Genomic DNA, 23,441 nt, shown 5'->3' on the forward strand with positions numbered 1-23,441 from the left:
AATGAGCTATCAGCACCAGTATGTCGACGGTACCCGTATTCATTTCCCGGTCGGCAAGATCGTGTGCATCGGGCGCAACTATGCCGAGCACGCCAAGGAACTGGACAATCCGGTGCCGACCGAGCCGCTGCTGTTTATCAAGCCGGGCAGTTGCGTGGTGCCGCTGGAAGGCGGCTTTGCCATCCCCACCGAACGTGGCTCCGTGCATTACGAGGCGGAAATCGCGGTACTGATCGGCAAGCCGCTGTCGACCAAGCCCAGCCGTGAGGAAGTGCTGGATGCCATCTCCGGTTTCGCCCCGGCCCTGGACCTGACCCTGCGCGACAAGCAGGCCGAGCTCAAGGCCAAGGGGCTGCCCTGGGAAATCTCCAAGTGCTTCGACGGCGCCTGCGTGCTGGCGCCATTCGTGGTCGGCAGCACCTTCCCGGACCTGACCGACATCAATATTCGCCTGACCATCAACGGCGAAGTCCGCCAGGACGGCAACAGCAGCATCATGCTCAACCCGATCGTACCGATGATCCAGTACATGGCCGGCTGCTTCTCCCTGCAGGCGGGCGACGTGATCCTGACTGGCACGCCGGTGGGTGTGGGGCCGTTGAACGTAGGCGATGAGCTGGTGCTGGAGCTGCCGGGCGTCAGCCGCTTCGAAAGTCGCGTCAGCTGATCCAGCCGGTTTTCGACGCGAGGCTCGCCTGCAATGGGCGGGCCTCTTCAGCGAAAGTACTGGCATCTGGGGCGTTTCAGACCCTTTGCCGTTTTTTTCACATCCGTTCTGGATAATTTTCCGATTACAGACGTCTGAGTCTGCCCCGATGTGCTATTACCCATAGCTGGTTTTCTGGAACGCGCTCCCCATGTCCATGCCTCACACCCCCGAGCTTCAAACGGTTCGTCGTCGCGGTTTGTTCCACATGCGCTGGTATTCCTGGCTGTTGCTGTCGGGCGTGGTGATGTATGGCATTGCGATCGCCATGCACTGGGACGACCGTGGCCTGCTCTGGGTGCTGGAGCGTTTCGAAACTCCGGCCGAGCGCCAGGAAAGTGTCTGGCTGCCGGATTACCGCGCGGTGATCGACGCCAAGGTGCTGCCGGGCATGGAGAAGGACGAGGCCTCCGACCTGGCCTACAACCCGCAGACCAAGACCCTGTTTTCGGTGATGGGCAAGAACCCGTTCCTGGTCGAGCTGAACCTGCAGGGCGATGTGCTGCGCAAGATGCCGCTGGTGGGCTGGAGCAACCCGGAAGGGGTGACGGTCATGGAGAACGGCCTGCTGGGGATCGTCGACGAGCGCGATCACCTGCTGACCATCGTCAAGGTGGATGCCAATACCCGCGAGCTGAACATTTCCGACTTCCCGAAATACGACCTGGGGCCCTCTCAGGACCAGAACAAGGCGTTCGAAGCCGTGGCCTGGGACCCGCGCAAGCAGCAGTTGCTGCTGGGCGAGGAGCGTCCGCCGGCGCTGTTCATCTGGAACAGCGACGGCAGCCAGACCCTCAAGGGCGACAAGCAGAAGCTGGAAAGCGATGAGCTGGACCTGCGCAACCTGTCCGCCCTGAGCATCGACCCACGCACCGGTCATACCCTGGTGCTGTCCGCCGATTCGCACATGCTGCTGGAGCTGGACGAAACCGGCGAGCAGGTCAGCTTCATGACCTTGCTGGGCGGTTTCAACGGCCTGAAAGACACCATTCCGCGGGCCGAGGGCGTGGCCATGGATGAGCTGGGCAACCTGTACATGGTCAGCGAACCCAACCTGTTCTATCGCTTTGAGAAGCACTGATTCAGCAGTTTCTAGCGGCAAAAGGCCATAATCTGGCATACGCCCGCTGCGATTAAGTTTAAATTCATCCGGCTGTGATATTTCATCCGCCTGATTTGTATTTGAGCTTGCCAGCATGCGTCGACTCGCCTATCCCAAACCGTTGTTCCTCCTCCTGTGTTTTATCGTGTTGGTGCTGCTGGGCATTGCCGGGCAGCACCACCGTTACTTCGAGCGCCTGTGGTTCAACTGGCGGGTCATGTCGCAGCCGGTCAACACCGATGCCATTGGCCTGGATGGCTATCGGGTGAGTCTCGAAGCACAAAAGATCGAAGGTCTGGATGATGTCTCGGCGCTGACCTACGACCCGGTGCGCAAAAGCCTGTTCACCGTGACCAACAAGAATGCCGAGCTGATCGAACTGTCGCTCGACGGGCGCATCCTGCGGCGCATCGCCCTGACCGGTTTTGGCGATCCGGAAGCGGTCGAGTTCATCAGCGCCGACACCTACGTGATTACCGACGAGCGCCAGCAGCGGCTGATCAAGATTCATCTGGAGGAGGACACGGTGTTCCTCGACGCGGCGGACGCCGAGCAGATGACCCTGGGTGTGCACATGAGCGGCAACAAGGGTTTCGAGGGCCTGGCCTACGATTCGGTGGGCAAACGCCTGTTCGTCGCCAAGGAACGCGACCCGATGCTGATCTACGAGGTCAAGGGCTTCCCGCATTACGACCCGGAGAAGTCCTACGCGGTGCATGTGGTCAACAACCCCAAGCGCGATGCCGGGTTGTTCGTGCGTGACCTGTCCAGCCTGCAATACGACGAGCGCACCGGGCATCTGCTGGCGCTGTCGGATGAGTCGTGGCTGGTGCTGGAACTGGATGTGGATGGCCGGCCCCTGAGCACCATGTCGCTGCGCAAGGGGCGGCAAGGTTTGCAGGCCACGGTGCCGCAGGCCGAAGGCATTGCCATGGACGATGATGGCACCCTGTACCTGGTCAGCGAGCCGAACCTGTTCTACGTCTTCAAGAAGCCGGCCCAGTAACCCCTTAAAACTGCCACTGCACGCCGAGGGAGTAGCCGGTCTGGCTGCCTTCGGCGTGGCCGATCCGGCCATTGACCTCGGCGTACAGCCCTAGCTGTGGCGTGATCGCCAGCTGGCTGCCGAGCTGGGCGCGGCCGAAGCTCTTGTCTACACCGCCCAGGCGAGCCACGCGCACTTGACCATCGGCGCGGCTGGTCAGGTCCAGGTCGTCCAGGCGGCCATCTCCCAGCTCCTTGACCCAGGCCAGGTCGCCATAAGGCAGCAGGCTCATGCCGTAGGGCAGGGTGACGGCGCCGCGAACGCGCCAGCCGAGGCTGGCTTCCAGCGAATCGAATGACTGCTCCTCATAACCCAGCGCCGTGCGCAGGTCCTGCTTCTCGTGGAAGCGGTCGATGCGGTAGTGGGTGTAATCGAGGCCAGCGAAGGGGCCGCTCTTGATCGCCCCGAAATCCAGGTCGTAACCGCCGAGCACACGGGCGCCCAGGGTCAGGGCGTCGGTATCGCCCGTCAGCTTCTGGTTCAGCAGCACCGGGCCGCCGTTGGCCTGGATCACCAGGTTGCGCTTGGATTCGAAGCGGGTGCGGCCGACGCTCAGGTCGCCGGCCAGCCATTGCGGGCCGCCGTCATTGAGCAAGGCGTAGACCGCCGCCTGCCAGGTGTCGCTGTCGAGCTTGCCGCGATGCTCGAGCTTGTCGCGACCGTTCTGGTAGCTGAGGCTGGCGCCAACGTTCAGGCTCGAATTGAGCTGGTAGTCGCCCAGGGCATGCACCCCCAGCCGACGCGCCTCGGGATTCGGCGCGCTGTCGAAACCGCTGTCGGGGCTGTATTCACCGTCGATGCCGATCTCGCCATCGAAACTGCCGACTTCGCGACCCATCGCCTGCAAGGTCAGCCAGCGCCGGTCGTGCAGCCGGACCATGGCCTGATGCTGGCGTTGCAGATGATCCTGCTGGTTGCGCGCCACGGCGCCGCCGGAAGCGGTGGAGGCCAGCAGGTCGGCGTTGGTCAGCTCCAGGACCAGGCGGCTGAGCAGCCGCGAGTAATCGCGCAGGCGCTGGTCGATGAGCTCCTGGCCGAAGGCGTTGGTCAGCACCGCCTTATTGTCCTCAGTGGGGTCGTGCCAGGTGGAGCCGCCGGGGATGGCCGGGTTGGTGGTCTGGGTGTAGCCATCCAGGTCACCGATTTCCCAGTTGGTGGCCTCGATGTAGAGAATCGGGATGTTCAGCCCTTCGAAGGCCTCGCCGTCGCTGCAGCAGCCGGTGCCCGCGGGGTATGCCGGGTCGAGGCCGGGGTTGGTGAACAGATTGATCTGCAGTTCCCTGGCGATCTGCAGGGTGTGTTCGCGCAACGAGGCCAGGGCCGGGTTGGCGGTGCTGTTCTGGCCGGCATGGGCGTACATCATGTCGCCGGTGATCAGGCTGTCGAGGTTGATCATGGCCAGCATGTTGGCGCGCTGGCTGGCGCTGAGGGAGTCGACGAACGCCCTGGAGCCGCGCAGGCCTTCCTCCTCGGCACCGAAGCCGACCACCTGCAAGCCGTTTTCCAGCTGCAGCCCGCCGAGGTTACGGGCGATCTCGGTCAGGACGCTGGCGCCGGAGCCGTTGTCGTCCAGGCCTTGCAGGGTCGGGCGGCCGAAATAGGTATCGAAGTGCGCGCCGACCACCACGTACTGCGGCTTGGTCCCGGCGGCGTAGGCCACCACGTTTTGCGAGCTGCGGCTGCTGCCACCGGCGGTCCAGGAAAAGTCCTGGCGGCTGATGTCGTAGGCGCTGCCCATCTGGCTCTGCATCCAGTCGGCGGCACCGGCGAAGTTGGCGGTGCCACGGTAGCGGCCCGGGTAGTCGTTGATCAGTTTGTCGAGAGTGGTGGCTGCGTGTTCGCCATATTCATAGGCGAGGGCCTGGGTGGACAGCAGGACGCTGGCAAGACTGACAGCAAGCGTGAGGGGTTTGAGCACGGTGATCTTCCTTGAGGGTGAAAAACGGGGGTCGTTGCACAATGCGCGCCTCTTTCCCTGGGCGACCCTGGATTGGCGCATTGCTTAAACCGAACGTCGCCTGGCGGTAATTTGTAACGGATTTGATACGGGAAGTCGTGGGCCGTGCTGAGACCTGGTGCGCGAATCTGGATATTTCTGCGGCTAAATGCGGCGAAAAGTAGCGGTGCGGGCGGAGTTGGTGCGGGGAGAGGCGGGGGAAGGTATGGATCGAAGCATTCGCCCCCGCCATTGCGGCAGGGGCGAAATCGGCGGCATCAGGCGGTGAGGGTCTTCACGCCTTCGCTGGTGCCCAGCAGCAGTACGTCGGCCGGGCGGGCGGCGAACAGGCCGTTGGTGACCACGCCGACAATCGCATTGATCTGTGCTTCCAACTCCACCGGATTGGTGATCTGCATGTTGTGCACGTCGAGGATGATGTTGCCGTTGTCGGTGATCACGCCTTCCCGGTAGACCGGGTCGCCGCCCAGCTTCACCAGCTCGCGGGCCACGTGGCTGCGGGCCATCGGGATCACTTCCACCGGCAGCGGGAAGGCGCCCAGCACCGGCACCAGCTTGCTGGCGTCGGCGATGCAGATGAAGGTCTTGGCCACGGCCGCGACGATCTTTTCGCGGGTCAGGGCCGCGCCGCCGCCCTTGATCAGGTTCAGGTGCTCGTCGCTTTCGTCGGCGCCGTCGATGTAGAACTCCAGGTCGCTGACGGTGTTCAGTTCGTACACCGGGATGCCGTGGCCCTTGAGGCGCGCCGCGGTGGCTTCGGAGCTGGCGACCGCGCCATCGAAGGCGGCCTTGTGCTGGGCCAGGGCGTCGATGAAGCAGTTGGCGGTGGAGCCGGTGCCGACCCCGACGATGCTCTTGTCATCGAGTTTCGGGAGGATGAGGTCGACGGCAGCCTGGGCCACGGCCTGTTTGAGTTGATCCTGGGTCATGCGGGCTCCGGAAGCGGGCAAGGGGGAACGGAAAGGCCGGCATTATAGGCCGGTGTCCTGAGCAGGTCATTGCCCGTTTGGCGAAGCGCTTTTGGTAGCCGCTGCCGAAGGCTGCGATCGACCGTCAGGTCGTGACGGACGAGAGTGCGCTGGAGGTCCTACGGACCTATCGCAGCCTTCGGCAGCGGCTACAGAGGGTTAAACCTCTGGATTCGTGTGGTCGCCCGGGCAAACGCTGGGTTAGACTCGCTGGCCCTGCCCAACCCGCTCAGTGATGCTTTCCGATGCTCGAACAGTACGTCAAAAAGATCCTCACCTCGCGCGTTTACGACGTTGCCGTAGAAACCCCGTTGCAGACTGCCCGCCAGCTCTCCGAGCGGCTGGGCAATCAGATCTGGCTCAAGCGCGAAGACTTGCAGCCAGTGTTCTCGTTCAAGATTCGTGGCGCCTACAACAAGCTGACCCAGCTCAGCGACGCGGAGCGCGCCCGTGGCGTGGTCACCGCCTCGGCCGGCAACCATGCCCAGGGCCTGGCCCTGGCGGCCAAGGTGCTGGGGGTGAAGGCGACCATCGTGATGCCCAAGACCACCCCGGAGATCAAGGTCGAAGGCGTGCGCTCGCGCGGCGGCAAAGTGGTGCTGCACGGCGATTCCTTTCCCGAAGCCCTGGCCTACTCGCTGAAGCTGGTGGACGAAAAAGGCTACGTCTATATCCACCCGTACGACGATCCGCACACCATCGCCGGGCAGGGCACCGTGGCGATGGAAATCCTGCGCCAGCATCCGGGGCGCCTGGACGCGATCTTCGTGCCGGTCGGCGGTGGCGGCCTGATCGCCGGGATCGCGGCCTACGTCAAATACCTGCGGCCGGAAATCAAGATCATCGGCGTCGAGCCGGACGACTCCAACTGCCTGCAAGCGGCGATGGCCGCCGGCGAGCGCGTGGTGCTGCCGACCGTGGGCATCTTCGCCGACGGCGTCGCGGTGGCGCAGATCGGCCAGCACACCTTCGACATCTGCAAGGACTACGTGGATGAAGTGATCACCGTCAGCACCGACGAGATCTGCGCGGCGATCAAGGACATCTACGACGACACCCGCTCCATCACCGAGCCGGCTGGCGCCCTGGGCGTGGCCGGGATCAAGAAATACGTCGAGCAGCGTGGCGTCAGCGGGCAGACCCTGGTGGCCATCGACTCCGGTGCCAACGTCAACTTCGACCGCCTGCGCCATGTCGCCGAGCGTGCCGAACTGGGCGAGGGCCGCGAAGCCATCATCGCCGTGACCATTCCCGAGCAGCCGGGCAGCTTCAAGGCGTTCTGCGAAGCCATCGGCAAGCGCCAGATCACCGAGTTCAACTACCGCTACAACACCGGCAGCGAAGCGCACATCTTCGTTGGCGTGCAGACCCACCCGGAAAACGATCCGCGCAGTGCGCTGATCGCCAGCCTGTCCGAACAGGGCTTCCCGGTGACCGACCTGACCGACAACGAACTGGCCAAGCTGCATATCCGTCATATGGTCGGCGGGCATGCCGCGCGGGTCAGCGACGAAGTGGTGTTCCGCTTCGAGTTCCCGGAGCGTCCGGGCGCGCTGTTCAACTTCCTCAACAAGCTCGGCGGGCGCTGGAACATCTCGATGTTCCACTACCGCAACCATGGCGCGGCCGATGGCCGGGTGGTCGCCGGCCTGCAAGTGCCGGCGAGCGAACGCCACCTGGTGCCGACGGCGCTGGAGCAGATCGGGTACCCGTATTGGGACGAGAGTGATAACCCGGCGTATCAGCTGTTCCTCGGCTGAACGGCTACGCTGGTGGGCAAGGCCTCAAGGAGTCGATTACATGGAAACGCTGACCGTCCTCAAAACCGTCCATATCCTGGCCACCGTGTTGCTGCTGGGCAGCGCGCTAGGGCTGGCGATCTGGGTCTGGCGCGCTCGTAGCAAGGGTGACGCAAGCATTTACAGCCGGTTGTTGCGCCGGCCGCTGGTGTTCGTCTGGCTGTTGCTGGTGATCTGCCTGGCCAGCCTGCCGTTCAGCGGCTGGTGGCTGGTGCACCTGCTGGGCTGGTCGCTGGGGCAGACCTGGATCCTGGCCTCCAGCCTGATCTATACCCTGGGTGCCCTGAGCTGTTTCTGGCTGCTGGCGCGGCTCAATCGGGTCCGGATCGCTTCGGGTGTAGGGAGTCCGAAGTTCACCCTGGCGCTGGCGGTGTTCAGCTTCGTGTGTTTCTTCGCCATTGCCGGGTTGATGGGCGCCAAGCCTGTCTGATCGGCTTTTAGCATTGTTATCGCGAGCAAGCTCGCTCCTACAGAGATTGGCGTAGGAGCGAGCTTGCTCGCGATGGCGTCCTCAGGTGCGCAGGCTGATCACCGGCCAGCCACGCTGCTGGGCCAGGGCCCGCAGGTTCGGGTCCGGGTCCACGACGATCGGGTTCGCCACCAGATCCAGCAGCGGCAAGTCATTCATCGAATCGCTATAGAAGTAGCTGTCTTCCAGGCTGTGGCCGGTTTCCTCGAGCCAGCGCGTCAGGCGGGTGACCTTGCCTTCGCGAAAGCACGGGACGTCGATGCTGCGCCCGGTGTAGCGGCCGTCTTGCATCTCGCACTCGGTGGCGATCAGGGTTTCCACGCCCAGGCGTTCGGCGATCGGCGCGGTGACGAAGCGGTTGGTGGCGGTGATGATCACCAGTTTGTCGCCGGCGGCCTTGTGCTTGGCCAGCAATTGCGCAGCCTTGGGCAGCATCAGCGGCTCGATGCAGTCGCGCATGTAGTCGCGGTGCCATTGGTCGAGCACGTCCATCTCGGTGCGGCCGAGAACCTCCAGGCAGAAGTTCAGGTATGCAGCCTGGTCGAGCTTGCCGGCCAGGTAGTCCTGGTAGAACTCGTCGTTGCGGGCCTTGTAGGCGACGGCGTCGAGGAAGCCTCGTTCGCACAGGTAATCGCCCCAGGCGTGGTCACTGTCGCCGCCCAGAAGGGTGTTGTCCAAGTCGAATAAAGCCAGGCGCATCACGGTTACTCGCTGATAAGTCTGAAAAAAGGCGTCCAGAATACGGTCTTTTCACAAGAGTGCACATAAGCTAGGAAGCCTCGTTGCTGCTTTCACAACCTTTGTGGAACAATGCGGCGACATGCGTTTGCGAGGTTGTTGCCGTGATCGACCCCGATGGTTTCCGCCCCAATGTCGGGATCATTCTGACGAATGATGCCGGCCAGGTGCTATGGGCTCGCCGTATCAATCAAGATGCCTGGCAGTTTCCGCAAGGGGGAATCAACCCCGAAGAGACGCCGGAAGACGCTCTGTACCGCGAGTTGAACGAAGAAGTAGGCCTGGAACGCGAAGATGTGCAAATTCTCGCCTGCACCCGGGGCTGGTTGCGCTATCGTTTGCCGCAACGCCTGGTCCGTACCCACAGCCAACCGCTGTGCATCGGCCAGAAACAGAAATGGTTTCTCCTGCGCCTGATCTCCAACGAGCAGCGGGTGCGGATGGATTTGACCGGTAAACCGGAGTTCGATGGCTGGCGCTGGGTCAGTTATTGGTATCCGTTGGGCCAGGTGGTGACATTCAAGCGCGAGGTTTATCGCCGCGCTCTCAAAGAGCTTGCCCCGCGCCTTCTAGCGCGCGACTGACGACGGAGTTCGACCCCGAGCCATGCTCAATACGCTGCGCAAGATCGTCCAGGAAGTTAACTCCGCCAAGGATCTCAAGGCGGCGTTGGGGATTATTGTGTTGCGCGTCAAAGAGGCCATGGGCAGCCAGGTCTGCTCGGTCTATCTGCTGGATCCGGAGACCAACCGTTTTGTCCTGATGGCCACCGAGGGCTTGAACAAGCGCTCGATCGGCAAGGTCAGCATGGCACCCAACGAAGGTCTGGTCGGCCTGGTCGGTACGCGCGAAGAACCGCTGAACCTCGAAAACGCCGCCGATCACCCGCGTTATCGCTACTTCGCCGAGACCGGCGAGGAGCGCTATGCCTCCTTCCTCGGCGCGCCGATCATTCACCACCGCCGGGTCGTCGGCGTTCTGGTCATCCAGCAAAAGGAGCGTCGTCAGTTCGACGAGGGCGAAGAAGCCTTCCTGGTGACCATGAGCGCCCAACTGGCGGGGGTTATCGCTCATGCCGAAGCCACCGGTTCGATCCGTGGCCTGGGTCGTCAGGGCAAGGGTATCCAGGAAGCCAAGTTCATCGGCGTGCCCGGCTCGCCCGGCGCGGCGGTCGGTACCGCGGTGGTCATGCTGCCGCCGGCCGACCTGGACGTGGTGCCTGACAAGAGCATTACCGACATCGACGCCGAGCTGGCGTTGTTCAAGACCGCTATCGAAGGCGTGCGCGCCGACATGCGCACCCTCTCGGAAAAACTCGCCACCCAGCTGCGCCCCGAAGAGCGGGCGCTGTTCGACGTCTACCTGATGATGCTCGACGATGCCTCCCTGGGCAGCGAAGTGACCACCGTGATCAAGACCGGCCAGTGGGCCCAGGGCGCGTTGCGCCAGGTGGTCACCGATCACGTCAACCGTTTCGAACTGATGGACGATGCCTACCTGCGCGAGCGGGCGTCGGACGTCAAGGACCTGGGCCGTCGCCTGCTGGCTTATCTGCAGGAAGAGCGCCAGCAAACCCTGGTCTACCCCGACAACACTATCCTGGTCAGCGAAGAACTGACGCCGGCCATGCTCGGCGAGGTGCCGGAAGGCAAGCTGGTCGGCCTGGTCTCGGTATTGGGTTCGGGCAACTCCCACGTGGCGATCCTGGCCCGGGCCATGGGCATCCCGACAGTGATGGGCCTGGTCGACCTGCCGTACTCGAAAGTCGACGGCATCCAGATGATCGTCGATGGCTACCACGGCGAGGTCTATACCAACCCCAGCGATGTGCTGCGCAAGCAGTTCGCCGATGTGGTCGAGGAAGAACGGCAACTGGCCCAGGGCCTGGATGCGCTGCGCGACCAGCCGTGCGTGACGCTGGACGGCCACCGCATGCCGCTGTGGGTCAACACCGGCCTGCTGGCGGACGTGGCGCGGGCGCAGAAGCGCGGCGCCGAAGGTGTGGGTCTGTACCGCACCGAAGTGCCGTTCATGATCAACCAACGCTTCCCGAGCGAAAAGGAGCAGCTGGCGATCTATCGCGAGCAACTTGCGGCCTTCCACCCGCAACCGGTGACGATGCGCAGCCTGGACATTGGCGGCGACAAGTCACTGTCGTATTTCCCGATCAAGGAAGACAACCCCTTCCTCGGCTGGCGCGGCATTCGCGTCACCCTCGACCATCCCGAGATCTTCCTCGTCCAGACCCGCGCCATGCTCAAGGCCAGCGAAGGCCTGAACAACCTGCGCATTCTCCTGCCGATGATCTCCGGCACCCATGAGCTGGAAGAGGCACTGCACCTGATCCACCGCGCCTGGGGCGAAGTGCGCGACGAAGGCACCGATGTGCCGATGCCGCCGATCGGGGTGATGATCGAGATCCCGGCCGCGGTGTACCAGACCAAGGAACTGGCGCGCCAGGTGGACTTCCTGTCGGTCGGCTCCAACGACCTGACCCAGTACCTGCTGGCCGTGGACCGCAACAACCCACGGGTGGCGGATCTCTACGACTACCTGCATCCGGCGGTGCTGCAAGCCTTGCAGACCGTGGTGCGCGACGCCCATGCCGAAGGCAAGCCGGTGAGCATCTGCGGCGAGATGGCCGGCGATCCGGCGGCGGCGGTGCTGCTGATGGCGATGGGCTTCGACAGCCTGTCGATGAACGCCACCAACCTGCCGAAAGTGAAGTGGATGCTGCGTCAGATCAATCTCAGCAAGGCCAAGGAACTGCTGGCCGAGTTGATGACCATCGACAACCCGCAAGTTATCCACAGCTCGCTGCAACTGGCGCTGAAGAACCTGGGCCTGGCGCGGATGATCAATCCGGCGTCGGCCAAGACCCTTTAAGAGCTATCGCGAGCAAGCTCGCTCCTACAGGCGCCGCCAAACCCTGTAGGAGCGAGCTTGCTCGCGATAGCGTACTTTCAGACACCGCTAAACCTTCAGCTCCACTTCCCCCAGATGCCCGCCATAGGGCCCGAAGCTGCGCTCGACTATGTGCCTGGAACCATCGGCCCGGACGATCAGCGCCGTGCTGGCCCGCGTGCCATAACTGGGGCTGGCGATAAACACGCTCGACAGCAGGCTCTCGGTGGCCAGGCCAACCCCGGTGTCGGGCAGGTCGGCAAACGGCGCGGTCTGCGCATCGCTGAGCAGGGCGAGCAGAGCCTGGGGGTGCGGGTCGTGCAGTACTTCCTGCAGCGCCGCCTTGGCCTTGAGCAGCTTGGGCCAGGGTGTGTCGAGCCCGGCATTCGACAGGCCGTACACGCCACTGTCCAGTTGCTGCGGCTCACGGGCCTGGGCGTTGTAGTGCCAGAGCTGGTCAGGGGTGCCTATCAGCAGGTTGAAGCCGGCATATTCCAGGGATCGGCCGACAACGTCGCTGAAATAGTCGTCTATCGACATCTTGTTGCTGAGAAAACGCGCTACCAGCTCGCCTCGGGAACGGCGTGCGGGGGGCTGGTGGGGATTGCGGATATTGGTCAGGGCGGCGAAGCGTCCGTCGGCGCCGAGGCCGAGCCAGGTACCGCCGGCCTCCAGATCGCGGCCGGCGTAGATGTCGGGCGCTTCGGGCCATTGCGCCAGCGGCAGGCTGGGGCGGGCGTAGAACTCGTCACGGTTGGCCGCGACGATCAGGGGCAGGGCGTGGCCCGGCCGCCAGGCGAATACGATCAAGCACATCAGGTCGTCCCTTTTGTGTTTTTTGCCCACTCTACGCACAGATCGACTGGGTATCCATCGCCATCCAGTGGAGCCAAGGGCCATGCATCCGTTACCATGCCGCTCTCTTTTCGGGATGCCTCCATGGAATTTCTGCTCTATCTGCTGCTGGGGGCCTGCGCCGGCGTATTGGCTGGTCTGTTTGGCGTGGGTGGCGGCATCATCATCGTGCCCGTGCTGGTGTTCAGCTTCACCTTGCAAGGTTTCGATCCGTCGATCCTGACCCACCTGGCGGTCGGCACGTCGCTGGCGACCATCATCTTCACCTCGGTCAACGCGGTTCGCGAACACCAGCGCAGGGGCGCGGTGCGCTGGCCGATCTTTGCCTGGATGACCCTGGGCATCCTGCTCGGCGCCGGGGTCGGGGCGCTGACGGCCGAAGCGATCTCCGGGCCGAACCTGCAGAAAATCATCGGTGTCTTCGCCCTGGTGATCGCCCTGCAGATGACCCTGGACCTGCGGCCCAAGGCCAGCCGCGACGTTCCCGGCAAGCTCGGGCTGACCCTGGCCGGCAGTGTGATCGGCTGGGCTTCGGCGATTTTCGGCATCGGCGGCGGCTCGCTGACCGTGCCGTTCCTGACCTGGCGCAGCGTGCCGATGCAGCAGGCGGTGGCCACGTCCTCGGCCTGTGGTTTGCCGATTGCCGTGGCCAGTGCAATAAGTTTCATGATTCTGGGCTGGCATGATCCGTCGCTGCCGGCTCATAGTCTGGGTTTTGTGTATTTGCCGGCGCTGCTGGGCATCGCCCTGACCAGCATGGTCTTTGCCCGGTTCGGCGCGCGACTGGCCCATCGGCTGTCTCCGCGCCTGTTGAAGCGGCTGTTCGCCGGCCTGCTGTTCGTGGTCGGCCTGACGTTCCTGCTCTGACAGGTTTCGCAATCCTGGCTTAATCCGCGCGTGACATGGTCGCGGCGCACATCGAGTTTCACTCTAACGAGGAGTCGCAATGCTGCCTTACCCGCAGATCGACCCGGTGGCCCTGGCCATCGGCCCGCTGAAAATTCACTGGTACGGCCTGATGTACCTGATCGGCATCGGTGGCGCCTGGCTGCTGGCGTCGCGCCGGTTGAACCGCTTCGACCCGACCTGGACCAAGGAGAAGCTCTCCGACATGGTGTTCTGGATGTCGATGGGGGTCATTGTCGGCGGGCGCCTGGGGTATGTGCTGTTCTACGACCTGAGCGCCTACCTGGCCAACCCGACGCTGATCTTCGAGGTCTGGAAAGGCGGCATGTCGTTCCACGGCGGTTTCATCGGGGTGATGCTGGCGGCCTTGTGGTTCGGCAAGAAGAACAACAAGTCGTTCTTCCAACTGATGGACTTCGTCGCGCCGATGGTGCCGATCGGCCTGGGCGCCGGGCGCATCGGCAACTTCATCAACGCCGAGTTGTGGGGCAAGCCGACCGACCTGCCGTGGGCGATGATCTTCCCGCCGTTCAGCGACCCGGCCCAGCTGCCGCGCCATCCTTCGCAGCTGTATCAGTTCGCCCTGGAAGGCGTGGCGCTGTTCCTCATCCTCTGGCTGTTCTCGCGCAAACCTCGCCCAACCATGGCGGTTTCCGGGATGTTCGCCCTGTTTTACGGTATTTTCCGTTTTATCGTCGAGTTCGTCCGGGTCCCGGATGCGCAGCTGGGTTATCTGGCGTGGAACTGGCTGACCATGGGCCAGGTGCTGTGCCTGCCGATGATAGTTGGCGGCCTGTTCCTGATCTGGCTGGCCTACCACCGCGCTCCAGCGGCACCGGCGGCGAAAGACGCCGCGCTCTAATTCGGATCGCAGGGCGCGAGCCCTGCCTTCAAGGACACAGGTAATACATGAAGCAATATCTCGATCTGGTCGCTCACGTCATCAAGAACGGCACCAAGCAGGCCAACCGCACGGGCGTGAACACCATCAGCTTTCCCGGCGCGATGCTGCGTTATGACCTGAAAGACGGTTTCCCGGCGATCACCACCCGCAAGATGGCCTTCAAATCGGCCATCGGCGAGATGTGCGGTTTCCTTCGTGGGGTGAACAACGCCGCCGAATTCCGTGCCCTGGGCTGCAAGGTCTGGGACCAGAACGCCAACGAAAACGCCCAGTGGCTGGCCAACCCCTTCCGCCAGGGCGAGGACGACCTGGGTGAGATCTACGGCGTGCAATGGCGCAAGTGGCCGGCGTACAAGCAGATTCCCCTGAGCAACCCCGCCGCCATCGAACAGACCCTGAAGCAGGGCTACCGGCAGATCGCCGAAGGCGAGGAAAACGGCCAGGCCTACGTGGTGCTGTACAAGGCCATCGATCAGGTGCGCCAGTGCGTGGACACCATCATCAAGGACCCGGGCAGCCGCCGTATCCTGTTCCACGGCTGGAACTGCGCCCAGCTGGATGAAATGGCCCTGCCACCGTGCCACCTGTTGTACCAGTTCCACCCGAATGTCGAGACCCGGGAGATTTCCCTGACCCTCTACATCCGCTCCAACGACCTGGGCCTGGGCACGCCGTTCAACCTCACCGAAGGCGCGGCACTGCTGAGCCTGATCGGTCGCCTGACCGGCTACACTCCGCGCTGGTTCACCTATTTCATCGGTGACGCCCACGTCTACGAAAACCACCTGGACATGCTCAACGAACAGCTCAAGCGCGAGCCGTTCCCGATGCCGAAGCTGGTGATTTCCGAGCGTGTACCGGAGTTCGCCAAGACCGGCGTGTACGAGCCGGAGTGGCTGGAAAAGGTCGAGCCGAGCGACTTCTCGCTGGAAGGCTACGAGCACCACGCGCCGATGACCGCGCCGATGGCGGTCTGATACACCCTCTGTAGGAGCGAGCTTGCTCGCGATCAGCCGCCAGGCTGAGATTTGCGGTGCCCACCTTACCGCTATCACGAGCAAGCTCGCTCCTACAGGGTTTGTCTAGTGGCCGTGGCTACGGCCCACGTGAGAGTCCTCGGCCTCGCTGGGGGCCACCGAGCCGCTGACTTCCAGGCTCTGCAAAATCCCGCACTGATCCAGATCCGGCCCTTCGCTGCAGCGTTGGCGCAGGTCGAGCAGCTGTGTCTGCAAGGCCAGCAGCCCGTCGATCCGCGCCTTGACGTGGTGGATATGCTCGTCGATCAACGCATTCACGCTCTGGCACTGGTCCTGCGGGCTGTCGCGCAGGTTCAGCAGGCTGCGGATTTCCTCGAGGGTCATGTCCAGGCTGCGGCAGTTGCGGATGAAGGTCAGGCGTTCGGTGTGGGCCTGGGTATACAGACGGTAATTGCCTTCGCTGCGGGCCGGTTCCGGCAGCAGGCCTTCACGCTCGTAGTAACGGATGGTTTCGACCTGACAGTCGGTCAGCTTCGCCAGCTCGCCAATTTTCATCGCGCCAATCTCCGAAAGGGTGCTTGACCCTATAGTGGCTACAGGGTGTTCACTTGGCAACAGGCACCTTTTCGGACGCGACCTTATGAGCGATTCGTTGCACACCCCTGGCAAACCCGGCGCTGGTTCCAAGCATGCTGGCCACGATCACGATCACGATCACGATCACGATCACGATCACGATCACGATCACGATCACGATCACGGCCATGGCGCAAAACTGCATCCGGTGAAAAAACACGATCATGCCGGTCACGGCGGTTCCTGCTGTTCAGCGCCGTCGTTGGTCCAGTTGAGCGAGCCCCAGGCTGACAGCCATGGCGATGCCTGTTGTTCGTCGGCCGCCGCGCCATCGCTGGTCAAGCTCAGCGCGGCGCCGAGCGCCAATGCGCGCCTGAGCAGCTTTCGCATCGACGCCATGGACTGCCCGACCGAGCAGACGCTGATCCAGAACAAGCTGGGCAAGCTGGCGGGTGTGCAGCAACTGGAGTTCAACCTGATCAACCGCGTGCTGGGCGTGACCCACGACCTGCAGGACGACGCTCCGATCATCGCCGCCATCAAGTCCCTGGGCATGGAGGCAGAGCCCATCGGCCAGGGTGGCGAGTCCGATGCCCCGGCCGCAGCACCGGTGAAAAAGCACTGGTGGCCGCTGGCGCTGTCCGGCATCGGCGCGCTGGCCGCGGAAGTGATCCACTTCACCAGCGCCGCGCCGACCTGGGTGGTGGCGGTGATTGCCCTGGTATCGATCCTCAGCGGCGGTCTCGGCACCTACAAGAAGGGTTGGATCGCCCTGAAGAACCGCAACCTCAACATCAACGCCCTGATGAGCATCGCCGTGACCGGCGCCGTGCTGATCGGCCAATGGCCGGAAGCGGCGATGGTGATGTTCCTGTTCACCGTGGCTGAGCTGATCGAGGCCCGGTCCCTGGACCGCGCGCGCAATGCCATCAGCGGCCTGATGCAGATGACCCCGGAACGGGTCACGGTGCAGCAGGCGGACGGCAGCTGGCTCGAGCTGGAAGCGAAAAGCATCGAACTCGGCGCGCGGGTACGGGTGCGTCCGGGTGAGCGCATCGGCCTGGACGGCGAGGTGGTGGCCGGCAGTTCGACCATCGACCAGGCGCCGATCACCGGCGAAAGCCTGCCGGTGGAGAAGACCCTGGGCGACAAGGTCTTCGCCGGCACCATCAACCAGGCCGGTTCCCTGGAGTATCGGGTGACCGCGGCGGCCAACAACTCGACCCTGGCGCGGATCATCCACGCGGTGGAACAGGCCCAGGGCGCGCGGGCGCCGACCCAGCGTTTCGTTGACAGCTTCTCGAAAATCTATACCCCCGCGGTGTTCGCCTTCGCCCTGGCCGTGGCGGTGATTCCACCGCTGTTCATGGGCGCCGCCTGGTTCGACTGGATCTACCGCGCGCTGGTGCTGCTGGTGGTGGCATGTCCGTGCGCCCTGGTGATTTCCACCCCGGTGACCATCGTCAGCGGCCTGGCCGCGGCGGCGCGCAAAGGCATCCTGATCAAGGGCGGGGTCTACCTGGAGGGCGGTTACAAGCTCGACTACCTGGCGCTGGACAAGACCGGCACCATCACCCACGGCAAGCCGGTGCAGACCGATTTCCTGTCCCTCGACCCGCTGGCGGACAGCAGCGCCCCGGCCATCGCCGCCAGCCTGGCGTCCCGTTCCGATCACCCGGTGTCCCTGGCCATCGCCAATGCGGCTGTGGATAAGCAACTGAGTCTGCACCTTGTGGATAACTTCGAAGCCCTGGCCGGCCGCGGTGTGCGCGGGGAAATCAACGGCCAGCTCTACCACCTGGGCAACCATCGCCTGGTGGAGGAACTGGGGCTGTGCTCGCCAGAGCTGGAAGAGCAGCTGTTCGCCCTGGAGAAACAGGGCAAGACCGTGGTGCTGTTGCTCGACAGCGCCGGCCCCCTGGCCCTGTTCGCCGTGGCGGACACGGTCAAGGAGTCCAGTCGCGAAGCGATCCAGCAGTTGCACGAGCTGGGCATCAAGACCCTGATGCTGACCGGCGACAACCCGCACACTGCCGAGGCCATCGCCGCCCAGGTGGGCATCGACCGGGCCCGCGGCGACCTGCTGCCCACCGACAAGCTGCAAGCCATCGAAGATCTGTATGCCCAAGGGCATCGGGTCGGTATGGTCGGCGACGGCATCAACGACGCCCCAGCCCTGGCCCGCGCAGAGATCGGTTTCGCCATGGCCGCGGCGGGGACCGACACTGCCATCGAGACCGCCGATGTCGCCCTGATGGACGACGATCTGCGCAAGATTCCGGCCTTTGTCCGACTGTCCCGCCAGACCTCGAACATCCTCGTACAAAATATCGCCCTGGCCCTGGTCATCAAGGCGATCTTTCTTGGGGTAACCTTCTTCGGGTTGGCCACCATGTGGATGGCCGTGTTCGCCGACATGGGCGTCAGCCTGTTGGTGGTCTTCAACGGTTTGCGCCTGTTGCGCAAATAAAGGGATAACGAGAGCGTGCAGTGCTGAGTGCCGAGCTGAAGGCGTTTTACATGGTGGCCCGCCTGGGCAGCATCACCCTGGCGGCGAAAAAGCTCGGCCTGAGCCAGCCCACGGTGACCACCCAGATCCGCCATCTGGAAAGCCAGTACGCGGTCGAGCTGTTCTATCGCGGCGGGCGCCGCCTCAGCGTTAGCGAGGAGGGCGCCCGGCTGCTGCCGATGGTCAAGGCGCTGTTGCAACAGGAAGCCGATATCGAGTTTTTCCTGCGTAACAGCGGCCAGCTGCAAGGCACCCTGCGGATCGCCGCCACGGCGCCGTATTACATCCTCGATCTGGTGAAGACCTTTCGGGAGCGCCTGCCCCAGGTGGAGGTGTCGGTGGAAATCGGCAACTCGCAGCAGGTCCTGGAGTCGCTGGAGGAGTATCGGGTCGACATCGCCGCGTCCTCGCAGTTGCTGGAAGATTCGCGCTTGATCCGCCGGGTGCTCGGCAGCGATCCGCTGGTGCTGGCGGTGCATCGCAATCATCCGTTGGCGGCCCTCGATCACGTCCCCCTGAATGCCCTGGCTGGGCATACCCTGCTGATGCGCGAGCCGGGCTCCACCACCCGGCGCCTGACCGAAGAGCTGCTTGACAGCGCCCGGGTCAGCTTCGGGCCGCTGCTGGAAATCGGCAGCCGCGAGTCGATCCGCGAGGCGGTGCTGCGCAATATCGGCATCAGCATCATTGCCCGCCAGGAAGTGCCCCACGATCCGCAGCTGCGGGTGCTGACCATCGAGAACGCGCCGCAGATCGCCGAATACCTGTACTGCCTCAAGGAGCGCAAGGGCGCGCGCCTGCCGGCGGCCTTCCTCGGGCTGGCGCAGGAAATGGCGCCGGCCTGAACAGCCACCTGCTGCGCAGGTGATCGCGGGCAAGCCTCGCTCCTACAGAAACACCGCTCGGCTTCTGTAGGAGCGAGGCTTGCCCGCGATAGCGTCGCAACGGCTAACGCGATCCCCAACCCAAATCCGCCAATACCACTATCGGCAGCTTTTGCCTCACTGCCACAGTAACTACGCATTCGCTCCCTAGGATGGCCTGCATCAGCTTGATGAGGTCCGTCCATGAACAATCCGATCGCAACTGCCCTGAGCAACCCCGGCGCGCCGATGAAGGTGCGTGGCATGCAGAAGCGCTTTGGCGCTTTCACCGCGCTGGATAACGTCTCCCTGGACGTGGCGGCCGGTGAGCTGGTGTGCCTGCTCGGCCCGTCGGGCTGCGGCAAGACCACCTTGCTGCGCTGCATCGCCGGCCTCGAGCGCCAGGACCGGGGTGAGTTGTACCTGGGCAGCCGCGACGTCTCGCACCTGGCGCCCCAGGCCCGGGACTACGGCATTCTGTTCCAGTCCTATGCGCTGTTCCCCAACCTCAGCGTCGAAGCCAACATCGCCTACGGCCTGGCCGGCAGCGGCCGTGACGAAGTGCGCCAGCGCGTGGCGCAGATGCTGGAACTGGTGGGCCTGACCGGCAGCGAAAAGAAATACCCCGGCCAGCTGTCCGGCGGCCAGCAGCAGCGGGTGGCCCTGGCGCGCGCCCTGGCCCCGGCGCCTTCGTTGCTGTTGCTGGATGAGCCGATGTCGGCGCTGGATGCCCGGGTGCGCGAGCACCTGTGTACCGAACTGCGCCAGCTGCAGCGGCGCCTGGGTATCACCACCCTGATGGTGACCCACAACCAGGACGAGGCCATGTTGATGGCCGACCGCATCGCGGTGATGAACAACGGCAGGGTCGAGCAGTACGCCACGCCGCAGGAAATCTACGATCGCCCGGCCACCCCATTCGTCGCCGAATTCGTCGGCCAGGGCAACTGGCTGCCGTTCCGCCGCAGCAGCGACAGCCACGCCCAGGTCGGCGGGATGAACCTGCGGCTGGCGGCCGACTCCGGCAAGGCCGCTTCGGGCCGGTTGTTCTGCCGTCCGGAAGCGATCAACGTCAATCCGCCGGTGCACGAGGAAAACCTGTTCCCGGCCAAGGTCCGGGAGATCACCTTCCTCGGCAACCGCTGCCGCATGAGCTTCGAACTCAACGAATTGCCCGGCCATCCGCTGCTGGCCGAGCTGGCCCCGGAAGCCATGCCGCGCCTTGGCGCCCAGGACATCTGGGTCGCCTTGCCACCGCGCAGCCTGCAGGTGTTTGCCTGAGATGGCCGTTGATCTGAGCCTGCCGCTACCCGCAAAACGGGCGCGCCAGGCTTCCCGTGCGGAAATCGGCGACCGCATCTTCGTGCTCGGCGGCAAGCTGGTGCTGCTCGTGCTGCTGGGCCTGGCGGTACTGCTGCCGTTGCTGGCGATCTTCTGGCGCGGCTTCAGCGGTGAAGCCGGGCAGGGCGGTGGCCTGGTCGCCGCCCGTGAGTTGGTGACCAGCGCCAACTTCCACTGGCTGTTGGGCAACAGCCTGAAAGTCTCCCTCAGCGTCGCTGCCATCGTGGTACCGCTGGCCTACCTGTTCGCCTATGCCCTGCAACGCACGCTGATTCCCGGCAAGGCGATCTGGCGCGGCCTGTCGCTATTGCCGCTGATGGCGCCGTCGATGCTGCCGGGGATTGCCCTGGTCTATCTGTTCGGCAACCAGGGCCTGCTGCGCGGGCTGCTCTCGGACAATATCTACGGCTTCTGGGGCATTGTCCTCGGCGAAGTGATCTACACCTTTCCCCACGCTTTGATGATCCTGCTGTCGGCCCTGTCCCTGGCCGATGCGCGGCTGTTCGACGCCGCGTCGAGCATGGGCGCCAGCCCGGCCAAGGCCTTTCGCAGCATCACCTGGCCAGCCACCCGGCAGGCGGTGTTCGCCGCGTTCTGCCTGGTGTTCACCCTGACCATCACCGATTTCGGGGTGCCGGTGGTGGTCGGTGGCGACTATCAGGTGCTGGCGCTGGAGGCCTACAAGGCGGTGGTCGGCCAGCAGCAGTTCGGCCGTGGCGCCTTGATCGGCATGGTGCTGTTGCTGCCGGCGCTGTTCAGCTTCGGTGTCGATGCCTGGCTGCGCCGCCGTCATGGCGATTCCATGAGCGGCCGGGCCCAGGTGTTCCAGCCGGCGCCTTCTCGCGTGAGAGACGGCTGCTACCTGGCGATCGTCCTGTTGATCTGCGCGGCGCTGCTGCTGGTATTCGGCATGGCGGTGTTCTCGTCGCTGGTGAAGTTCTGGCCCTATAACCTGTCGATGTCGCTCAACCACTACCAGTTCAACGACACCGCCGGCGGCGGCTGGCTGGCCTACCGCAACAGCCTGACCATGGCCCTGTGCACGGCGCTGATCGGCGGCGCGCTGATCTTCACCGGCGCCTACCTGATGGAGAAGACCCACGCCCAGCGCGGCCTCAACCTGGCGCTGCGCATGCTCAGCTTCGTGCCGATGGCGGTGCCGGGCCTGGTGCTGGGCCTGGGTTATGTCTTCTTCTTCAACCTCAGCGGCAACCCGCTGCATGTGTTCTACGGCAGCATGACCCTGCTGGTGGTGTGCACCATCGCCCACTACCTGACCACCGCGCAGATGACCGCCACCACCGCGCTGCGCCAGCTCGACGCCGAGTTCGAGGCCGCCGCGCTGTCGCTCAAGGCGCCGCTGTACCGCCATTACCTGCGGGTCACCGTGCCGATCTGTCTGCCGGCGCTGCTGGATATCCTGCGCTACCTGTTCGTCTCGGCCATGACCACCGTCTCGGCGGCGATCTTCCTCTACAGCCCCGACACCATCCTCGCGGCGGTGGCGGTGCTGAACATGGACGACGCCGGCAACGTCGGCGGCGCGGCCGCCATGTCGACCCTGATCCTCTTGACCTCGGCGGGCGTGTCCCTGCTCCTGGCCTGGGCTTCGCGTGGCTTGCTGCGCCGCTCCCAGGCCTGGCGGCAGACCGCGCCTGGCCACTGAATCTGTCCAACCCCACTACCACAGAAAGGAACCGCACCATGTTCAAGCCCCTGGCTGTTGCCGCTGCTGTCCTCACTGCTTTCAGCATGAACGCCTTCGCCGCGAAGACCGAACTGACGGTCTATACCGCCCTCGAGGCCGAGCAACTGAAGAGCTACAAGCAGGCCTTCGAAGCCGCCAACCCGGACGTGGAAATCAAATGGGTGCGCGACTCCACCGGGATCATCACCGCCAAGCTGCTGGCGGAAAAAGCCCGGCCGCAGGCGGACGCGGTGTGGGGGCTGGCGGCCTCCAGCCTGGCGATCCTCGATCAGCAGGGCATGCTGCAAAGCTATGCGCCGAAGGATTTGGGCAAGATCGGCGGCAACTACCGCGACGCCGCCAACCCGCCGGCCTGGGTCGGCATGGACGTCTGGGCCGCGACCATCTGTTTCAACACCGTCGAGGCCGAAAAGCAGGGCCTGACCAAGCCGGTGAGCTGGCAGGACCTGACCAAGCCTGAGTACAAGGGCAAGATCGTCATGCCCAACCCGGCCTCGTCCGGCACCGGCTTCCTCGACGTCAGCGCCTGGTTGCAGACCTTCGGCGAGAAGCAGGGCTGGCAGTACATGGACGAGCTGCACCAGAACATCGGCCAGTACGTTCACTCCGGTTCCAAGCCGTGCAAGCTGGCGGCGGCCGGCGAATTCCCGATCGGCATCTCCTTCGAATACCCGGCCGTGCAGCTCAAGCGCCAGGGCGCGCCGCTGGACATCGTGCTGCCGAAGGAGGGCCTGGGCTGGGAAATCGAAGCCACCGCGGTGATCAAGGGCACCCCGCATGAAGAAGCCGCGAAGAAACTCGCCGACTTCTCCGCCAGCCCCGCGGCCATGGAGCTGTACAAGGAAAACTTCGCCGTCCTGGCCCAGCCGGGGATCGCCAAGCCGCAGACCGAACTGCCGGCCGACTACGAGCAGCGCCTGATCAAGAACGACTTCGCCTGGGCGTCGAAGAACCGCGACGAGATCCTCGCCGAGTGGCGCAAGCGTTATGACGGCAAGTCCGAGAAGGTCGCCACGAAGTAACCGCAAGGTCTCCCTGTAGGAGCAGCCGGTCGACGCTCGATTGCTCGCGATGGAGGCCAACGATGACAAGGGCGTCCTGAATGCACGCGGTG

21 protein-coding genes are annotated in these 23,441 nt (G+C 64.1%); 15 read left to right on the top strand and 6 right to left on the bottom strand.

Going from position 1 to position 23,441, the window contains the following annotated elements:
- The first annotated feature begins 1 nt into the window (after position 1).
- From DK261_RS12005 to DK261_RS12015, 3 genes are all read left to right on the top strand, one after another.
- On the top strand, positions 2-667 hold the full coding sequence (locus tag DK261_RS12005; protein ID WP_028683527.1) for a fumarylacetoacetate hydrolase family protein: 666 nt from the start codon (positions 2-4) through the stop codon (positions 665-667).
- 190 nt (positions 668-857) lie between these two features.
- Positions 858-1,787, top strand: a complete 930-nt coding sequence (locus DK261_RS12010; protein WP_110175752.1) for an SdiA-regulated domain-containing protein — start codon at positions 858-860, stop codon at positions 1,785-1,787.
- 115 nt (positions 1,788-1,902) lie between these two features.
- The gene (locus DK261_RS12015) at positions 1,903-2,814 is read left to right on the top strand and encodes an SdiA-regulated domain-containing protein (RefSeq protein WP_053270147.1); all 912 of its coding nucleotides are present in this window, start codon (positions 1,903-1,905) and stop codon (positions 2,812-2,814) included.
- A 4-nt stretch (positions 2,815-2,818) separates the two neighbouring features.
- Here DK261_RS12015 and DK261_RS12020 read toward each other — a convergent pair whose 3' ends face one another.
- Together DK261_RS12020 and rpiA are read right to left on the bottom strand one after the other, a co-directional pair.
- Positions 2,819-4,771: an autotransporter domain-containing protein gene (locus tag DK261_RS12020; protein ID WP_028683528.1), complete on the bottom strand. Its 1,953-nt coding sequence runs from the start codon at positions 4,769-4,771 to the stop codon at positions 2,819-2,821.
- A gap of 296 nt (positions 4,772-5,067) precedes the next feature.
- Complete coding sequence (rpiA, locus tag DK261_RS12025; RefSeq protein ID WP_009051359.1) at positions 5,068-5,739, bottom strand: ribose-5-phosphate isomerase RpiA; 672 nt, start codon at positions 5,737-5,739, stop codon at positions 5,068-5,070.
- A gap of 284 nt (positions 5,740-6,023) precedes the next feature.
- On the opposite strand from rpiA, the gene ilvA reads away from it, so the two are divergent.
- Entirely contained in the window at positions 6,024-7,538 is a 1,515-nt protein-coding gene (gene ilvA, locus DK261_RS12030) for a threonine ammonia-lyase, biosynthetic (RefSeq protein ID WP_038636019.1), read from the top strand.
- Positions 7,539-7,578: 40 nt separating this feature from the next.
- Positions 7,579-8,007, top strand: coding sequence for a DUF2269 family protein (locus DK261_RS12035; protein ID WP_009051357.1), 429 nt, complete (start codon positions 7,579-7,581; stop codon positions 8,005-8,007).
- 81 nt (positions 8,008-8,088) lie between these two features.
- On the opposite strand, the gene DK261_RS12040 is transcribed toward DK261_RS12035, so the two are convergent.
- A complete protein-coding gene (locus DK261_RS12040) occupies positions 8,089-8,745 on the bottom strand; it encodes an HAD family phosphatase (RefSeq protein WP_110175753.1) in 657 nt (218 codons plus the stop codon).
- A 143-nt stretch (positions 8,746-8,888) separates the two neighbouring features.
- Here DK261_RS12040 and DK261_RS12045 point away from each other — a divergent pair, with 143 nt between their 5' ends.
- Positions 8,889-9,368 carry an RNA pyrophosphohydrolase gene (locus DK261_RS12045; protein WP_007927344.1) on the top strand — a complete coding sequence of 160 codons (480 nt, stop codon included), beginning with the start codon at positions 8,889-8,891 and terminating at the stop codon, positions 9,366-9,368.
- A 22-nt stretch (positions 9,369-9,390) separates the two neighbouring features.
- Entirely contained in the window at positions 9,391-11,670 is a 2,280-nt protein-coding gene (gene ptsP, locus DK261_RS12050; RefSeq protein ID WP_016704812.1) for a phosphoenolpyruvate--protein phosphotransferase, read from the top strand.
- An 87-nt stretch (positions 11,671-11,757) separates the two neighbouring features.
- Here ptsP and DK261_RS12055 read toward each other — a convergent pair whose 3' ends face one another.
- On the bottom strand, positions 11,758-12,504 hold the full coding sequence (locus DK261_RS12055; protein ID WP_029527260.1) for an NRDE family protein: 747 nt from the start codon (positions 12,502-12,504) through the stop codon (positions 11,758-11,760).
- Positions 12,505-12,627: 123 nt separating this feature from the next.
- Here DK261_RS12055 and DK261_RS12060 point away from each other — a divergent pair, with 123 nt between their 5' ends.
- The 3 genes from DK261_RS12060 to DK261_RS12070 all read left to right on the top strand — a co-directional run bounded on the left by DK261_RS12060 (position 12,628) and on the right by DK261_RS12070 (position 15,330).
- Positions 12,628-13,410: a sulfite exporter TauE/SafE family protein gene (locus DK261_RS12060; RefSeq protein WP_009051353.1), complete on the top strand. Its 783-nt coding sequence runs from the start codon at positions 12,628-12,630 to the stop codon at positions 13,408-13,410.
- Between the two features lie 79 nt (positions 13,411-13,489).
- Positions 13,490-14,311: a prolipoprotein diacylglyceryl transferase gene (lgt, locus tag DK261_RS12065; RefSeq protein WP_009051352.1), complete on the top strand. Its 822-nt coding sequence runs from the start codon at positions 13,490-13,492 to the stop codon at positions 14,309-14,311.
- Between the two features lie 47 nt (positions 14,312-14,358).
- Entirely contained in the window at positions 14,359-15,330 is a 972-nt protein-coding gene (locus tag DK261_RS12070; protein ID WP_016704815.1) for a thymidylate synthase, read from the top strand.
- 105 nt (positions 15,331-15,435) lie between these two features.
- Here DK261_RS12070 and cadR read toward each other — a convergent pair whose 3' ends face one another.
- Positions 15,436-15,885: a Cd(II)/Pb(II)-responsive transcriptional regulator gene (gene cadR, locus DK261_RS12075; protein WP_009051350.1), complete on the bottom strand. Its 450-nt coding sequence runs from the start codon at positions 15,883-15,885 to the stop codon at positions 15,436-15,438.
- A gap of 49 nt (positions 15,886-15,934) precedes the next feature.
- On the bottom strand, positions 15,935-16,141 hold the full coding sequence (locus DK261_RS33535) for a hypothetical protein (RefSeq protein WP_371923069.1): 207 nt from the start codon (positions 16,139-16,141) through the stop codon (positions 15,935-15,937).
- A 36-nt stretch (positions 16,142-16,177) separates the two neighbouring features.
- Here DK261_RS33535 and DK261_RS12080 point away from each other — a divergent pair, with 36 nt between their 5' ends.
- The 5 genes from DK261_RS12080 (at position 16,178) to DK261_RS12100 (ending at position 23,349) form a co-directional block, all read left to right on the top strand.
- Positions 16,178-18,376 (top strand): heavy metal translocating P-type ATPase, encoded by a 2,199-nt coding sequence (locus DK261_RS12080; RefSeq protein WP_233146675.1) that lies wholly within the window; start codon positions 16,178-16,180, stop codon positions 18,374-18,376.
- A 20-nt stretch (positions 18,377-18,396) separates the two neighbouring features.
- Positions 18,397-19,260: a LysR family transcriptional regulator gene (locus tag DK261_RS12085; RefSeq protein ID WP_009051348.1), complete on the top strand. Its 864-nt coding sequence runs from the start codon at positions 18,397-18,399 to the stop codon at positions 19,258-19,260.
- A gap of 222 nt (positions 19,261-19,482) precedes the next feature.
- Positions 19,483-20,559, top strand: coding sequence for a putative 2-aminoethylphosphonate ABC transporter ATP-binding protein (locus DK261_RS12090; RefSeq protein ID WP_038636035.1), 1,077 nt, complete (start codon positions 19,483-19,485; stop codon positions 20,557-20,559).
- A 1-nt stretch (position 20,560) separates the two neighbouring features.
- The gene (locus DK261_RS12095) at positions 20,561-22,285 is read left to right on the top strand and encodes a putative 2-aminoethylphosphonate ABC transporter permease subunit (RefSeq protein WP_101283864.1); all 1,725 of its coding nucleotides are present in this window, start codon (positions 20,561-20,563) and stop codon (positions 22,283-22,285) included.
- A 38-nt stretch (positions 22,286-22,323) separates the two neighbouring features.
- Positions 22,324-23,349, top strand: coding sequence for a putative 2-aminoethylphosphonate ABC transporter substrate-binding protein (locus tag DK261_RS12100; RefSeq protein WP_110175755.1), 1,026 nt, complete (start codon positions 22,324-22,326; stop codon positions 23,347-23,349).
- The last annotated feature ends 92 nt before the right edge of the window (positions 23,350-23,441 follow it).

Origin of the sequence: Pseudomonas sp. RW409 (genome assembly GCF_003184125.1) — a bacterium.
Taxonomy (GTDB): domain Bacteria; phylum Pseudomonadota; class Gammaproteobacteria; order Pseudomonadales; family Pseudomonadaceae; genus Aquipseudomonas; species Aquipseudomonas chlororaphis_I.